This window comes from Veillonella sp. AF36-20BH, from assembly GCF_003602765.1.
Classification (GTDB): domain Bacteria; phylum Bacillota; class Negativicutes; order Veillonellales; family Veillonellaceae; genus Veillonella; species Veillonella hominis.
Genome location: NZ_QTLR01000001.1, coordinates 64,929 through 81,950 on the forward strand (window position 1 = coordinate 64,929; position 17,022 = coordinate 81,950).

Consider the following 17,022-nt stretch of genomic DNA (forward strand, 5'->3'; position numbering starts at 1 on the left):
TAAATTTATTTGCTATGCTAGTATATGGAGGTTATGATGAGTAAAGAGAAACATAAAAAAACAAACGCATTACGTATTTTAGATACTCATAAGATACCTTATAGTATTAGCGAATATGAGTGGTCTGAAGAGCGTGCTGCTGGCCTTCATGTAGTAGAAGCATTAAAACTCGATGAGAAACAAGTCTTTAAAACATTAGTTGGCAAAGGTGACAAAATTGGATATGTAGTATTCTGTATTCCTGTGGCTGAAGAGTTAGATATGAAACAGGCAGCACGTGTTAGTCATAATAAGTCTGTAGAGCTTGTTCATGTTAAGGATTTGTTAGGTATTACAGGTTATTTGCGCGGTGGATGTTCTCCAGTAGGCATGAAAAAAGCATTCCCTACCTATTTTGATGCTACTATGGAACCCCAAAAGTTTGTATATGTAAGTGCAGGTTTACGCGGTATGCAAATGAAGGTAAATCCAAAGGATTTGGCATCTGTTGTAAATGCTGAATTTGTTGAACTGACAATGGACCATTAAGGGGGGCGTATGGCAAAAAAGTTTTATGCTGTTCGTCAGGGTCGTGTACCAGGAGTTTACACTACATGGTCTGACTGTGAGAAACAAGTAAAGGGCTATGGTGGTGCTATCTACAAATCATTTTCGACAGACGCCGAAGCACGTGCTTTTGTAGAGGATTCAAGTTTGTCTTTAAGTGGTTTTATGAGCGCTAAAAAGAGTGAACTTAAATCGCCACAAGAAGTGAAGTTTAAATCTAAAAATTCTAGGCCTATAGTTTCTAGTTCTAGTATTCAAAGTAAAGTATCAGCAAATGTTGTGAAACCAGATTTTACTACTCCAAACTATATGGTTGCGTATATCGATGGTAGTTATAATAAAGAGACCAATACTGTTGGGGCAGGTGGAGTTATCTTTTTAAATGGCAAGAGGAAAACTTTTTCTTTTTCCTCTACTGATAAACGATATACATCGTTTTGGAATGTAGCTGGCGAGTTGTTGGCTGCTATGCATGTTATGAAATACGCCGTTGATAATGGGATTTCTGAATGTTCACTTTACTATGATTATATGGGTATAGAAATGTGGGCTACTAAGGGATGGAAACGTAACAATGAGCTAACCCAAGAGTACTCAGCATTTTATGATTCTATAAAAAATCGTGTGCGAGTTTACTTTCACAAGGTGGCTGCTCATACGGGCGATACATATAATGAAATGGCTGATGCACTAGCAAAACAAGGTGCAGGTATTTAAAGATGTTAGAAGGGAGGGCGCTATGAATATATGTGTTACTGGTGGGGCCGGATTTATTGGTTCCCATTTAGTTGATAGATTAATTGAATTAGGTCACGATGTACTCGTTATAGATAATTTATCTACAGGTATGCGCTCCTTTGTACATGAAGATGCTCAATTTATTGAGATGGATGTACGAGATCCAAAATTACTATCTGTATTTGAAGAGTTTAAGCCGTCTATTGTTTTCCATGAAGCGGCGCAAACAATGGTACAATCCTCCATGGAGAACCCAAGTTATGACTGTGATGTAAATCTAATAGGGCTTATTAATGTTCTCGATGCTTGTCGTAAAGTGAATGTTGAACAATTTTTAATGCCTTCATCAGCTGCTGTATATGGTGACTTGGCAGTATTGCCATTGACTGAAGACTTGAGTGGTATGCCTTCGTCTTTTTACGGCTTAACAAAGCTTACTGCAGAAGGCTATTTGCGAATTTATCATGAAGCTTTTGGATTAAATACAGTATGCTTTAGATATGCTAATGTATATGGACCACGTCAAGGTGATGGTGGTGAAGGTGGTGTTATCAGTATTTTCAACCGCTTGATTGTCGAAGGGCAACCATTAACTGTATTTGGTGATGGTGAGCAAACTAGAGATTTCATTTATGTAGATGATGTGGTAGATGCTAACATTAAGGCTATGGGGAATGGTCAATGCACAGGTATTTATAATATATCTACCAATAAGGGAACATCTGTGAATGAGTTGATTACGCGATTCCGTACTATTAGCGGGACGGATTTTATGGTTTATTATGAAGATGAGCGTATAGGAGATATTAAACATTCTCGCTTAAGTAATACAAAAGCTGAACGTGATTTCGGTTTTATTGCTACGACAACATTAGAAGATGGTTTACAAAAAACATTAGAATATTTTAAAGCTCATCATAAGTAAGGGGAATAAGGTTTGGGGATATGAGTGATACACAATTTTGGGTAACTGTAGGTGTCTGGAATCTTATCGTATTCAGTATGTACGGATACGATAAATTATGTGCCATTAATGAATATGATCGGATTTCAGAGTTTACATTATTATTTTTAGCGTTTGCCTTTGGGGGTGTTGGTGCTTTATTAGGCATGGTCCTATGGCGTCATAAGACGTTAAAGCTTAAATTTAAATTAGCCATTCCTTTTGCATTACTTTGGTCTGTATATGCGGTTGGATTCGGTTATGGCTTGTGGGTGAAATGATTGTATAAACTAATATTTTATTCATTCTTTTATGATATAATAAAAAAATATTGTACATAAAATGTCAGTGAAGGAGATATTTGATGTTGCGATTACAATCAGGTTTTGAGTTAGATTATGCTAATATATATAATGAAAGTTGCATACAAGAACGCGATGTGAATAATTTTGAACGGGCTATACAAAATGTATGGCGTCATACAAATATTTTGCGTTCTACAGGCTTTGAAGAAGGTCATGTTTCTAAAGATGGTTTACCTGAACCTGTGTTGTTTTACCAACTTCCATATATTTCAGAAGATGGTATCAATACACCAGATATGTTAGAGCGGCTTTACGAATTACGTGACTATGCACGCCATAATATTGATACGGTTGTATCTGTAGGTATTGGGGGCTCCTATTTGGGGAGCAAAGTTATTTTTGATGTGCAATGTGGAGCATTTTGGAATAACTACAGTGCAGAGGAACGCGACGGTTATCCTAGAATGTACTTTGCAGGCTTTAATGTGGATGGTGATTACTTAGTAGGGCTAATTCGTACGTTAGAGTGTCAAGCTCAGAAAAAAGGTCCTGATTATAAGGTGATGCTCGTTATTAATTCTAAGTCTGGATCTACCATTGAACCTATGGCTAACTTCATGATTTTGGAGAAGGCTTTACAAGATCGTAATATTAACTACGAAGTGATAGCTGTTACAGATGTATCTGATGATGAACATCCTACGATTTTACGATCTATGGCGATAGAAAATAATTGGAAGACCTATAGCATTCCTTATGGCGTAGGTGGACGTTTCTCTGTATTTACAGAAGTTGGTTTTGTAACGGCCGCTCTTGTAGGATTTGATATTGAAGGATTTTTAGCTGGTGCTGCATCTATGGATGCAGCATGTCAAGAAGAAGACATTTTTAAAAATCCAGGCCTTTTAAGTGCATTATTGAAATATATTGCATCTGAACGATATGGTCGTATTATAGAGGTGTTTATGCCTTATAGTGAAGCACTCCACTCATTATCTGATTGGTATGTGCAGCTCCTATCCGAATCTCTTGGAAAAATGAGTAATACTTGTCTGCCATATGGACGTACGCCAGTAGCTGCAGTAGGTACTATGGATATGCATGCCCAAGTTCAAGAACATCAAGAGGGGCGCCTAAATAAGGTAGTTCAATTTATTAAGGTTAAGGAATGGAAACATAATCTCATTGTTCCAGATTCTTATAGTCAATATGAACGTTTACACTCTCTATCTGATGTAGGTATTTGTGATATTTTAAATATTGCTTTAGATGCTAATAGAGAAGCCTTGTCTAGTGACAATCGTTTTAACATGACTATAACTGTACCAACATTAAACGCATTCCATTTAGGGGAAATTATGTTTATGCATTGTTGGGCCGTTTATTTTGAGTCCATTTTTGCGGGTGTTGATGCTTTTGATCAACCAGGGGTAGAGGTTTATAAGCGTCTCATTGGGCCCAAATTGGCTCGAGCAAAGGATGTACATAATTCATGAGGGGGAACTATGAATATTTTAGTAACAGGTGGTGCTGGTTATATTGGGAGTCATACTGTACGTGCTTTACAACAAGCAGGATATACACCAATCATTGTAGATAATTTATCTCGAGGGCATGTAGAATCTATTCCTGAAGGGGTAAAGTTCTACAATATGGATATTGCAGATCCTAAACTAGTAGGCATTATGAAAGAACATAACATCCTAGGTGTAATGCATTTTGCTGCTCACTCACAAGTTGGTGAATCCATGCAAAATCCAGCTATTTATTATGAAAATAATGTAGTTGGTTCCTATCACCTTATTGAGTCTGCTCGTACCGCAGGTATAAAGCATTTTGTATTTTCTAGTACGGCTGCTGTGTATGGTGAGCCAAAGGTAGTGCCTATTCGTGAGGATGCTCAACTGCAACCAACAAATGTATATGGTCGCACTAAATTGATGATAGAAGAAATGTTGTCTGATTATAGTTCTATCTATGGTTCTACATATGTTGCGTTGCGTTATTTCAATGCGGCCGGTGCAGATCCGTCTGGTATGATTGGAGAAGACCATCATCCTGAAACTCATTTGATTCCACTTGTGTTAGATGCGGCTCGCGGTAAAAGAGAGCATATAACTGTATTTGGTACTGATTATGATACGGCTGATGGCACATGTGTACGCGACTATATTCATGTCAATGATTTAGCAACTGCTCACGTATTGGCTATGGACTACTTACGTAAAGGCGGAGAATCTCAAGTATTTAATCTTGGTAGTGGCAATGGATTCTCTGTAAAGGAAATCATCGAGACTGCAAAAGAGGTTACAGGTATCGATATTCCTGTTCAATATGGTGATCGCCGTGCTGGTGATCCAGGAACATTAATTGCGTCCTCCGAAAAAATTAAAAATTTACTTGGTTGGGATCCTAAATTTAGTAATGTTGCTGATGTTATCAAAGATGCATGGCATTGGCATACATCTCATCCAGATGGGTTTAATAGTAAATAAAGAACAAATAGTTTTGATTTGTCAATATAATGAATGACTCTATTAGTCACCGTGGTGACTGGTAGAGTCATTTTTTTGTAGGATTTTAAAAGAGCCTCCTAGAATATGTCAGCAGGAGGTGGATTATGAATTTACGAGACTATATAGAACGTATGAAAATGTGGATTGATAAGCAGCATTTTATTATGCGCCACTATAAGTTTGCACTTGGTATTTTCCTTATCATTACGGTTGCCCTTTTAGGTATTGGTATTTTTTATCCTCATGAGGAGGAAAATGTTCATATTAGTATAGATCAATCTAATGGTAGAGATGGTAATCAAAATGAACGAGGCTCAGAGAAATTATCAAAAGAAACAACATATGGTAATAGAACAGGGAAAGGAAAGAACTATTTTAAAGATGAAAGTGATATAAAAGATGTAAAGGATAGAGAGGTAAAAAGCAATGTTCATGGACGATTATTATATGATATCACCGGTGTTGAGCGAGCAAATCCTTGGCGAGAGGTTTTTAAAGATATTCCTATAGATGATTTACTTGGTCAGAATAAGATAACTAAAGATAGTAATGGCAATTTCGTTGATATAAATAATGATTTATATGAGTCCGATGATGAAATGAGTACTTTTGGAAAAGCGGAAGATAAAAGTCGTAGAAATGGAAAATATCAACAAAAAAGAAATAATAAAAAGCATAGTGGTAATTATATTGAATTAAAATCTAAAGATACTAGTGCTAGACGAGTTGGATCCAGTATACAACCTACTATAAGTAATCCTATCAAACAACATCCCATAGAGCTTATAGGTATTATTGAGGGACAACAGAATATTGCCATTTTACGAAAAGGCACAGAGGAACAAATGCTTAGTATAGGAAGTGTATGGAAAGAAATATCAGTATCTAAGATAACTGCAAGTGGTGTAGAAATTATTGAAGGAGGTTCATCACGGTGGCTAAGAATCGAGTAAACTTTCTAAGTCTAAAATATATAGATAAGATTATAGTGATAGTTATATTGCGAATAAGCTTATGGATGGTCGTCATGCTTGTAACTCCGTTCATGGTATTTGCTAATAGTACTGATAGGATAGGTACTAATAGAAATGATAGAATAATTGCTAGTAGTTCTGAAACTATCGTAAATAGTAGTGAAGTAGATAAAAATGAAAAAAAGGTTGGGAACGAACTCATAACGATTTCTGTACGTAATGCATCCTTAAAGGAGACCGTCTTAGGCATTTGTCGTAGTTATGGTATATCCGTTATTGGTGTAGAGTCGTTAAAAGGGAGTATTACGGCCACTGTAAAGGGAGAATCACCAGAAGCAATTATTAATGAATTAGGTAAGTTATATCATTTCTCCGTATTGAAGGAGCATAACACACTTCTTATTGATTCTGATGATGAAACACTTGAAAAAAGAGAACTATATGTTATATCACCTGAACATTTGCCAGCTGAGTCTTTGAAAAATGTGGTAGGCACAGTGGTAAAAAACGATAAAATGGCAGTGCTTTCAGAACAAAACGAAGTAATTATGCATTTGACGAGTGGAGAAAAGAGACGTGTAGAAACCTTAGTACGTGCTATCGACAAGGAACCAAAACAAGTGCAATTAGAAGCTACCATCATTGCTATGGAACAATCCTATGCTAAGGAACAAGGATTTAGATGGTCTTGGCTTAGCTTGACAGGTCATGGAGAAGATAAAACACATTCCTATGGTGCCGTTACCTTTGGCAAAACCCCGACTGGAGAGGCCTATAAGTTCTTTGTAAAACCAGAGCTAAGTCTTATGGAAAGCTCAGGTAAAGCCGTTCTAATTGCAAAACCATCTATCATGGCTCTCAATGGTGAGACTGCGCATATCTTGATAGGTGAAAGAATACCTGTTATAGAGGAGTCAGAAGTGAATGGCGAACGAAAGCGTTCTACTCGTTATGAAGAGGTGGGCATTAAGTTGAATTACACTCCTATCATTACCGCTGATGGTGGTGTAGATGCTAAAATACATGCAGAAGTGAGTACACCTATTATGGTATCTGAAATGAAAGCCTACAAAATAAGCACACGTCAAGCACATACAAGAGTACGATTACAACCAGGAGAAGTGCTAGTTATTGGTGGACTCATGGATAATCGAGATCAACATCAAATACAAAAAATACCTATTTTTGGGGATATCCCTTTGTTGGGAAAATTATTCCGTCATAGTCGAAAAACAAAAGATTCTATAGAAATGTTAATGTTAGTGAGGGCAACTGTGGTATAATGAAGAGTAAATGATTAGGAGGTTGTGAATGGAACGCATTCGAATGATAGACCTTGGAAAATCATTTGGGGTGCGCCAAGTATTTTCCAATGTGTCTTTTGAGATAAAAGAAGGGGATCGACTCGCATTGGTAGGCCCTAATGGGGCTGGGAAATCTACCTTGTTAAAGTGCATATTAGGCTATGAAGAACTGGATGAAGGTAATGTAGTCAAGTCGCCTGTTGCTAGTATTGGCTATTTACAACAAGATGTAAATCTTGGAGATGATAGCCTGGCTACGGAAATCGAAAAGGCTTGGGCTGATGTTCATGCATTGGAAAAACAATTTAAAGAGCTCACTAGTCGCTTGGAAACCGAAGCGGCTAGCGAATCGGATTTACAACGCTTAGATTATTTACAGAATCGTCTAGAATGGTTAGGTGGTTATGACTACGAGCAAAAGACAAAGCGCATAGTCTATGGTCTTGGTTTTACTGATGATGACTTAGATAAGCCGGCTAATGCTTTTTCAGGTGGTCAAAAAACGCGTATCAATTTAGCTAAAGCGTTAGTACGTAGTCCTGATTTTTTATTCTTAGACGAACCGACTAATCATTTAGATATGGATATGCTGGAGTGGTTAGAGGGGTACTTATCTGCCTATCAAGGTGGTATTCTCATTGTCAGCCATGATAGATATTTTCTAGATCGTATCGTCACAGGTGTTGTGGAGTTAGATAATCACAAAGCCACAACCTATCGTGGTAACTATAGTCGCTATATTCAACAACGTGATGAACGTTTAAAGGCTGATATGGTGGCCTATGAAAAACAGCAGGAGTATATTAAGAAAACAGAGGCTTATATAGATAAATACCGCGCTGGTATCAAGTCTAAAATGGCTCGTGGCCGTCAGTCTCAACTAAATCGATTAGAGCGGCTAGAGGCACCTGTTACTTCACATCATTTACAATTTTCTTTTCCTCCTGCTGCGATGAGTGCTGATAAGGTTTTAGTCTTAGATCACTTATCTGTCGGATATGGTGAAAGTCGCATTATTGATGATATCTCTCTAGTTGTTCGACGAGGTGAATCAGTAGCGCTTATTGGACCTAATGGCGCGGGTAAGTCTACACTGGTGAAAACCATTGTAGGAGAACTATTCCCTGAAGTTGGTCATGTGGATATTGGCAATCGCGTACAAGTGGGTTACTTCTCACAAGAACACGAAGAATTGCATGATTCTTGGCAGGTAGTGGAAGAGATCATGAATCACTTTAACTACAGCGAGGATAAGGCTCGTAATGTGCTGGGGGCTTTCCTGTTTAAAGGGGACGATGTATTTAAGCTAGTAGGTGAATTATCTGGTGGTGAGCGCGCTCGTTTAGCTTTGCTTAAATTATTTCTTCAAGGAGATAATTTTCTAATTTTAGACGAACCGACAAACCATTTAGATATTCCTACACGAGAAATTGTAGAGGAAGCATTGCAACAATTTGAAGGGACTTGTTTTATTATTTCTCATGATAGATACTTCTTGGATCAAGTTTCTACAAAAACAGTAATTCTAGATGAAGGTAAAATTACAGAGTATCTCGGTAATTATTCATACTATAAGGAAAAGCTGAAAGAGCAAGAAGATTTATTAGCATTGGCTAATGAGAAAAACTCTGATAGCAGTAAGCGTGATAGTAAAGCTACTCCTATTAATGAGTCAATGCTTTCAGTATCAGAAACTACGGAGGAAAATCAGAAGAAGCCGAATGCTTATATGGTAGAAAAACAATTGGCTGAGGTAGAAGCTGAAATTGCTCGTTTAGAGGCGACGATGAAGATGTATGAGGTGCAATTAGCTAATCCTGTAGTACAACAAGATTTAGATGAAATGTCCAAAATTTCCACACAAATCGAAGAGACTCAGACAGAGTTGGAATCCTTGTATAAGAAGTGGGAACGTCTATCTGAATAACTTATTTAATGTATATATTATTAGGGAATTAAAATCATTATCTTTTAATTGACAAACTATTTTATATTCTCATAATATAGGTATAGATTTAAAGTTTTATGTTTTGAAGGAAGGGTGTAACATGAATAAATCCATGTTAAAAAAAGCGGCCATTTTTGGCCTTGCTGGTGTAATGGCAATTGCTGCTGGTTGTGGTAGCGATAAAGATGCAGGTAGTGCAAATAGCAATGAAGCTAAAATTGCATTATTAACAACAACAACTGGTGGTGCGGCAGCATATGGTGAATCCATTAAAGCTGGTGCTGAATTGGCAGTAAGCGAAATCAATGCTGATGCAAATGCTGTAAAAATTAACTTATTAGTAGAAGATACTAAAGGTGATAAAAACGAAGCTATTAATGCGATGAACAAAGTAATTGCAAAAGATAAAGTGGTAGCAGTTATCGGTCCTATGTTATCTGGTGAAATGATGGCTGCTGGTCCTGTAGCAAACAAAAGTAAAGTAGTAGCGCTTGGTACATCTACAACGGCTGAAGGTATTACGGATATCGGCGATTACATTTTCCGTAATGCTGTACCTGAATCCTTGGCAGTAGATACTGCAATTAAAGAAGCACATAAAACTTTAGGCTTCAAAACTGCAGCTATCATGTACTCTAACAACAATGACCAAATGGTATCTGTAAATAATACAGCTCGTAAAGCATTGGAATCTGAAGGTGTACAAATCGTTGATACTGAAACATTTGCAGATAAAGATACTGACTTCTCTGCACAATTGACTAAAATTCAACAAGCAAAACCTGATGTAATTGTAGTTGCTTCTCTTTACCAAGAAGGCGCATTAATCATGAAAAAAATGCGTGAAATGGGTATGAATCAACCTGTAGTTGGCTCCAATGGTTTCAACAGCCCACAATTCATTAAAATTGCTGGCGATGCTGCTAACGGTGTTATTGTTGGTACGCCATGGTTCCCTAACAAAGAAGACCAAAAGGTTAAAGATTTCCGTAAAGCCTATGTGGCAAAATACGGTAAAGAACCTGACCAATTCGCTGCTCAAGCATATGATGCAGTATATCTCTATGAAACAGCTTTGAAAAAAGCAGGGTCCACAACAGATCGCGAAAAATTCCGGGAAGCATTGAAAAATATTGCTGACTTCGTTGGTGTAACTGGCCAATTCAAATTTAACGAAAAACGCGATCCTTCCATGGAAGTTCAAGTATTACAAATTAAAAACGGTCAATTTGACGCATTAACAAAATAAGTTGAGGTAGTATAGTGTTTTTACAACAATTAGTTAACGGGTTAACCCTCGGTAGCTTATATGCTGTACTCGCTATTGGCTTAACACTTGTGTTCGGTGTTTTGAATATTATCAACATGGCTCACGGAGGCATCTTTATGATAGGTGCCTTCGTTGGTCTTTTTATGGTAACAATTTTTAACGTTAACATTTTTGTAGCCCTTATCGTAGCTATGGCTGTAGGTGCTATCCTCGGTTATCTTTTAGAATTTGTGGCGCTTCGTCCACTACGCAAGAAAAAGGTGTCTCACTTGGCACCACTTATTAGTACCATTGGTGTTTCTATTTTCCTTGAAAGTTTGGCATTATTGCTTTGGGGCCCTCAAACTAGATCATTCCCACCAGACTATATTGGTGGCTTAATCGACTTTGGAGCTTTCAAAATTTCTATGGTACAAATTATTGGTTTAGGCGTTTCTGTTGTGCTAATGCTGATTTTAAATGTAGTTATTAAGAAAACTAAGATTGGTAAGGCTATTCGTGCTGTATCCATGAGTACGGAAACAGCAGCTCTCTTGGGTATCAATCCAACAATGATTATATCTATTACTGTTATGATTGCATCTGCTTTAGGTGCAGCGGCAGGTGTATTGGTAGGCTTGTCCTTTAATGCTATTGAGCCTACTATGGGTGTTATTATAGGCTTTAAAGGCCTCGCAGTACTTATCTTAGGTGGTCTTGGTAATATTACAGGCGCCATGGTTGGCGGCTTTATTTTAGGTGTAGCAGAAATCTTCTCTGTTGCTTATGGTGCATCTACATTCCGTGATGCTGTGGCCTTTGGTCTCATTATCCTATTATTATTCTGGCGCCCACAAGGCTTGTTTGGATCTAAAGATAAAGGGGGGAGACCGTAATGGAATTATTAAACCCGTATTATCTACAGATCGTGATGTTTTTCATCATTAATGCCATCATGGGTATTTCAATTTATTTCACACTGGCAAGTGGACAGCTTTCTTTAGGGGCTGCTGGCTTTATGAGTGTTGGTGCATACGTAGGCGCTATTCTTTCTTTGAAAGCTGATTTGCCTATCGTTGTAGGCATTATTATTGGTGGCTTAGTTGCTAGTCTTGTGGCTGTTATTATCGGTTTGCCAACAACACGTCTTAAAGGTTTGTATCTTGCCATTGCTACACTTGGATTTGGCGAAGTTGTGCGTGTTATTTTCTTGAATTTGGATATTACAAATGGTGCATTAGGCCTTTCTGGTATTCCATCCATTCCTCAAGAATTGACAAATTATGCCTATGAATTTGATCTCGATGGTTTAATGGGCATTGATGCTGTTGCATGGGGCAATCTAATGGCTATCATTATTTTGTTAGCTATTTTAGTATTGATTATCGCCTTTTGTGTACGGATTAATAATAGCCGTGTGGGTCGTGCCTTTGCAGCGATTAAGGCTGATGATCATGCAGCAGAATTGATGGGTATTAACGTTGTATACTACAAGATGATGGCCTTTATCATTGGTGCTTTCATCGCTGGTATTGGCGGTGGTTTGTATGCGCATATTACAAACTTTATTAATCCTACAGATTTCAGCTACCATAAAGTAGTACAAATTTTGTTATTCCCTGTATTTGGTGGTTCCAATGTAGTATGGGGCTCCGTATTAGGTTCCTTTATTCTTACATTATTACCAGAAGTATTGCGTTTCTTATCCGACTATCGGGACATCATCTATGGTGCATTACTAGTCATTTTGATGGCCGTTCGTCCAGATGGTATTCTGACAGAATCTATGGTAGATAAAATTAGTCGCAAATTAGGCTTTAAAAAGGCTCCATATATTCCAGAGTCACAAGTATTAACAGAACGTTTTGAAGCATATAAACGCAAACAACAAGAAGAAAAACAAGGATAGGAGGGAACTGAATGCTATTAGAATTAAATGACGTAAGTAAAAGCTTTGGTGGCGTTGCAGCCCTCACAGGTGTATCCTTTGGCGTTAAACAAGGTGAAGTATTTGGTGTCATCGGTCCAAATGGTGCTGGTAAGACCACACTATTCAACTTGATTACTGGTGTATTCCCTGCAAGTTCTGGTGAAATTGTATTTGATGGTATGTCTGTTGTAGGCATCAAGCCTCATAGAACTGTTGAAATGGGGATTGCTCGTACATTCCAAAACATTCGTCTCTTTGGCAATATGACAGCTCTTGAAACTGTTTTAACCGGTATGCATTGTCGTACTGGCTCTGGCTTCTTATCTAGTTTTTTGAAAACAAAACGGCAACGCATTGAAGAAGAGCGTTGTCGTGGTATTGCTTATGAGTTCTTAAAGCTTGTAGGTCTTGAAGCAGATGCAGAAGAGGTTGCAACATCATTACCGTATGGTAAGCAACGTCGTCTTGAAATCGCTCGTGCCTTAGCGACACACCCTCAGTTAATCTTGCTTGATGAACCGGCAGCAGGTATGAATGATAGTGAAACTGAAGTTCTGCGTCAATTGATTGGCAAGATTCGTGACCTAGGTATTACCGTTGTGGTTATCGAACATGCCATGGAATTGATGATGAATATCTGTGATCGTTTGGTAGTACTTAACTTTGGCAAGAAAATTGCTGAAGGTACACCTCAAGAAATTCAAAATAATGAAGCTGTAATTGAAGCATACTTAGGTAAAGAGGAGGTGTAATATGTTAAAACTAGAAAATATTGTGGCTGGTTATGGACATATTACAGCCTTAAAAGATATAAGTTTAGAAGTTCCACAAGGTTCCATTGTATCTCTTATTGGTGCTAATGGTGCTGGTAAGACTACGACGATGAAGACTATTATGGGACTTGTAAAACCCACATCTGGTCGAGTGATTTTTGAAGGTCAAGATATTACAGGTCGCCAAACCCATCAAGTTGTGCAAAATGGTATCTCCTTAGTTCCTGAAGGACGTCAAATTCTACAAGATATGAGTGTTTATGAGAACCTTGAAATGGGTGCTTATACACGTAAAGATAAAGAAATCGAAACAGATATCAAAAAGGTATTTAAACGATTCCCTATTCTTGATGAACGAAGTTATCAATTGGGTGGTACTTTATCAGGTGGTCAACAGCAAATGCTAGCTATTGGTCGTGCACTTATGGCTCGTCCAAAATTGTTATTATTAGATGAACCATCTATGGGCCTTGCACCTTTAGTAGTAAATGAGATTTTTGAAACCATTAAAGAAATCAGCGCCGATGGAACAACAGTTCTTTTAGTAGAACAAAATGTGCGTCAAGCATTGAAGATTGCTGATTATGCGTATGTTTTGGAGACTGGTAAAATGGTATTATCTGGCTCTGCTGATGAAGTTCGCCATAATCCTCGCGTTATGGAAGCTTATTTAGGCGGTCGTGTTGAATAATTAATTATATAGAGCGATCATTAGTGTCAAAAACTTTGAATAAGGTGTATATACTAGATTTCTAGTATATACACCTTATTTTTTATCACTAATTCTGATATAAATAGAAGCACTATGTGAGCTAATAATGAAGTGAGTTTATATATTTTTTATTATTTTTACAAATTTTAATGATAAAACTAGTGAATTAGGAATGAAAAAAGCAAATAATAATTAATGAGCATATATTGAAAATACTGTATTTTTAAGGGGTTATTGTTGAAGGTTTTATGAAGTTCGCTTGGAATATATTAGATTTGTAGAAGAATATTTAAAAAAATGATAAAATAGCATGACTGATTTTTTAGATATAAGATACATCAATAATTAAGTGATGAATTAAATAAGTTGAATAAAAAAGAGGTAAGTATGAAGAAGAAACAGTATATGATGATGGCTGCATTCTTATGTACTACAACAATGGCTATGGCTGCACCAGTTAGTATAAATACTAATCAGCCTTATAATGCTAAGAATGTACAAATGGACGGTCATGTACCATTGGAAACTAGCGCATCTGTAATTAGCTCTGATAAAGAATATCGTCTGCGCCAAGGAGATGAACTAAATATTCAAGTGGTTCAGCAGGCAGAGCTTGGTACGCGTAATGGTAACGACATTGTGTATACCGTCAGACCAGATGGATATGTATCGTTCCCTATGGTTGGTGCCGTAAAAGCAGATGGCTTAACTGTAGATGAATTTACAGCTGAGTTACAGCAAGGTTTGTCTCGTTATATCATTAATCCTGATATCACAGTAAATGTATCGAAATTGGGCGGCGTTCGCATATATGTATTTGGTGAAATTAATAAGCCTGGCGCCTATACGTTGACTAAATCTAGTACAGTTATTGATGCTATTGGGGCTGCAGGTAGTTTTAACTGGGATACAGCAAAGAAGAAAATTTACTTGATTCATCAAGACAATCCAGAGAAACCGATTCCTATCAATTTGAATCGTATTTTACAAACTGGAGATATGTCTGAAAACTACATCATGCGTGAAGGTGATATTCTTTACTTAACTAAGAATAGTCGTATCAACTTTGCTCGTGATATTGCTCCAATCTTAACAGGGGCTTACATGGTATCACGAATAGGTAAGGATTAAAGATAAGGCGATATCTATCATATAAGGGGGCGTTTTTTTGCGTTCATATTTATTACCATCCATATTGTTTATTACCGATATTGTGACGATTGTAATCGTTGCTTTTATCAGTCTTTTTATTCGATTTGATGGACACATAGAACCTCAATATATTAATCAAATGGTGGATGCACTTCCGTTATTACTTATTTCGTATATGTTGATGTTCTTGATAATGCATTTATATACACGTATTTGGCGCTATGCAGGGATGCGAGAGGTATTAGCAGTATTTGTAGCGACTACAATTGGTACGGCTTTATTCTATTTCTCTATGTTTGTATTTGGTAAGTCATTACCACGTTCCATCTATTTTATTACATGGTTCCTCACTACAGGTGCTGTTGGTATGGGACGTATGTTGCTTCATTATGTGGCACTTCACTATAGCAGTGGGGACGATGGTGAAAGTGGCCAAGTGAATACATTGATCATAGGAGCCGGTGATGCAGGTGCAACTATAGCTCGTGAAATTGAACGATATCATAAGCGTTCTCGTCGAGTGATTGGTTATGTTGATGATGATATGTTTAAACATAATCGTCTTATGAATGGTTTTAGAATTCTCGGTAATCGTGAAGATATTCCAGCATTAGTTGCTAAGTATAAGGTAGAAGAAATTATTATTGCCATGCCTTCTGTGAAGCGAGATATTATTCAAGAAATCATGGGAATCTGTTCTCCTTTAAAATGTAAAATCAATATTTTACCGGGGATGTACCAACTGCTTGATGATGAAGTTCTTGTATCTCATTTACATCCTGTTTCAATTGAGGATTTATTGGAACGTGATGAGATTCAGCTCGATACGTCCAAGGTTGAAACATATCTTAAAGATAAAGTAGTTTTAGTTACTGGTGCGGGGGGCTCTATTGGTTCTGAAATTTGTCGTCAAGTTTTACGTGTAAAACCTAAAAAGCTATTGCTCCTAGGTCATGGTGAAAATAGTATTTATCTTATTCATCAAGAATTGCGCAATATTGCTCCCCAAGATACCTTGGTTCCAATCATTGCAGATATTCGCGATAAGAATCAATTAGAACAAATTTTCAATAACTATAATCCTGATGTAGTATTTCATGCAGCAGCTCATAAACATGTGCCGCTTATGGAAATACAGCCAATTGCTGCAGTATTAAATAATATTTATGGTACTCGTAATGTTGTGGATGTAGCCGGAGCTCATGGGGTAGATCGATTTGTTATGATTTCCACGGATAAAGCGGTGAATCCAACTAGTGTTATGGGCGCTACAAAACGGGTTGCTGAAAAAGTTGTACTTGGTATGAATCATACATATGATACTAAGTTTATAACAGTTCGTTTTGGTAATGTACTTGGTAGCCGTGGTTCGGTTATTCCTTTATTTCGTAAACAAATTGAAACCGGTGGCCCTGTAACCGTTACAGATCCAGAGATGACACGTTATTTTATGACTATTCCTGAAGCCAGTCAATTAGTACTTCAAGCTGGTGCCATGGGTAATGGGGGCGAAGTGTTCCTTTTAGACATGGGTGAACCGGTTAAAATTGTCGATTTGGCTAAGAATATGATTCGCCTTTCTGGCTTTGAGCCTAATAAGGATATTCGTATTGAATTTACTGGCTTACGTCCAGGTGAAAAGTTATATGAAGAACTATTAACTGCCGGAGAAGGTACGAATATTACTACGCATAAGAAAATTTTTGAAGCAGCTCTAGAAGATGTTAATCAAGAATGGCTAAGTCGTGAAATAGAGCGTTTTGATACATGTAAAACTGATATAGATGTAATTAATGTGTTGCAGGATATCATTCCTACATACGACCCAAATCATAATGTATAGGTCGTGGACGATACATTTATTACCCGATATATGTATAAGACTATTTTAATTTTGATACATTGTGCCTTTATTGAGAGGGTTGGGTACAG

General features: G+C 37.3%; 16 protein-coding genes. All 16 read left to right on the forward strand.

Annotated elements, in window-relative coordinates:
* Positions 1–36 precede the first annotated feature (36 nt).
* The gene (gene ybaK, locus DW000_RS00285) at positions 37–528 is read left to right on the forward strand and encodes a Cys-tRNA(Pro) deacylase (protein WP_004693347.1); all 492 of its coding nucleotides are present in this window, start codon (positions 37–39) and stop codon (positions 526–528) included.
* 9 nt (positions 529–537) lie between these two features.
* Entirely contained in the window at positions 538–1,263 is a 726-nt protein-coding gene (locus tag DW000_RS00290) for a ribonuclease H family protein (protein WP_120054619.1), read from the forward strand.
* A gap of 22 nt (positions 1,264–1,285) precedes the next feature.
* Positions 1,286–2,209, forward strand: a complete 924-nt coding sequence (locus tag DW000_RS00295; protein WP_120054620.1) for an NAD-dependent epimerase/dehydratase family protein — start codon at positions 1,286–1,288, stop codon at positions 2,207–2,209.
* A 20-nt stretch (positions 2,210–2,229) separates the two neighbouring features.
* The gene (locus tag DW000_RS00300) at positions 2,230–2,508 is read left to right on the forward strand and encodes a DUF1294 domain-containing protein (RefSeq protein ID WP_120054621.1); all 279 of its coding nucleotides are present in this window, start codon (positions 2,230–2,232) and stop codon (positions 2,506–2,508) included.
* An 83-nt stretch (positions 2,509–2,591) separates the two neighbouring features.
* Positions 2,592–4,028 (forward strand): glucose-6-phosphate isomerase, encoded by a 1,437-nt coding sequence (locus tag DW000_RS00305; RefSeq protein WP_004697345.1) that lies wholly within the window; start codon positions 2,592–2,594, stop codon positions 4,026–4,028.
* Positions 4,029–4,037: 9 nt separating this feature from the next.
* Positions 4,038–5,027: a UDP-glucose 4-epimerase GalE gene (gene galE, locus DW000_RS00310; protein WP_120054622.1), complete on the forward strand. Its 990-nt coding sequence runs from the start codon at positions 4,038–4,040 to the stop codon at positions 5,025–5,027.
* Positions 5,028–5,152: 125 nt separating this feature from the next.
* Complete coding sequence (locus tag DW000_RS00315) at positions 5,153–6,001, forward strand: hypothetical protein (protein ID WP_120054623.1); 849 nt, start codon at positions 5,153–5,155, stop codon at positions 5,999–6,001.
* The gene (locus DW000_RS00320; protein ID WP_120054624.1) at positions 5,983–7,305 is read left to right on the forward strand and encodes a type II secretion system protein GspD; all 1,323 of its coding nucleotides are present in this window, start codon (positions 5,983–5,985) and stop codon (positions 7,303–7,305) included. Before DW000_RS00315 ends, DW000_RS00320 begins: the two co-directional genes overlap by 19 nt.
* A gap of 28 nt (positions 7,306–7,333) precedes the next feature.
* The gene (locus DW000_RS00325) at positions 7,334–9,253 is read left to right on the forward strand and encodes an ABC-F family ATP-binding cassette domain-containing protein (protein ID WP_120054625.1); all 1,920 of its coding nucleotides are present in this window, start codon (positions 7,334–7,336) and stop codon (positions 9,251–9,253) included.
* 121 nt (positions 9,254–9,374) lie between these two features.
* Positions 9,375–10,523, forward strand: coding sequence for an ABC transporter substrate-binding protein (locus tag DW000_RS00330; protein ID WP_120054626.1), 1,149 nt, complete (start codon positions 9,375–9,377; stop codon positions 10,521–10,523).
* A gap of 14 nt (positions 10,524–10,537) precedes the next feature.
* Positions 10,538–11,419 carry a branched-chain amino acid ABC transporter permease gene (locus DW000_RS00335; protein ID WP_012864168.1) on the forward strand — a complete coding sequence of 294 codons (882 nt, stop codon included), beginning with the start codon at positions 10,538–10,540 and terminating at the stop codon, positions 11,417–11,419.
* Positions 11,419–12,432 carry a branched-chain amino acid ABC transporter permease gene (locus DW000_RS00340; RefSeq protein ID WP_004697216.1) on the forward strand — a complete coding sequence of 338 codons (1,014 nt, stop codon included), beginning with the start codon at positions 11,419–11,421 and terminating at the stop codon, positions 12,430–12,432. Before DW000_RS00335 ends, DW000_RS00340 begins: the two co-directional genes overlap by 1 nt.
* An 11-nt stretch (positions 12,433–12,443) precedes the next feature.
* Positions 12,444–13,205 (forward strand): ABC transporter ATP-binding protein, encoded by a 762-nt coding sequence (locus tag DW000_RS00345; RefSeq protein WP_008600621.1) that lies wholly within the window; start codon positions 12,444–12,446, stop codon positions 13,203–13,205.
* A gap of 1 nt (position 13,206) precedes the next feature.
* On the forward strand, positions 13,207–13,917 hold the full coding sequence (locus DW000_RS00350) for an ABC transporter ATP-binding protein (protein ID WP_008600622.1): 711 nt from the start codon (positions 13,207–13,209) through the stop codon (positions 13,915–13,917).
* Between the two features lie 408 nt (positions 13,918–14,325).
* Positions 14,326–15,069, forward strand: a complete 744-nt coding sequence (locus tag DW000_RS00355; RefSeq protein ID WP_021147974.1) for a polysaccharide biosynthesis/export family protein — start codon at positions 14,326–14,328, stop codon at positions 15,067–15,069.
* A 37-nt stretch (positions 15,070–15,106) separates the two neighbouring features.
* Positions 15,107–16,933 carry a nucleoside-diphosphate sugar epimerase/dehydratase gene (locus tag DW000_RS00360; protein WP_120054627.1) on the forward strand — a complete coding sequence of 609 codons (1,827 nt, stop codon included), beginning with the start codon at positions 15,107–15,109 and terminating at the stop codon, positions 16,931–16,933.
* Positions 16,934–17,022 lie beyond the last annotated feature (89 nt).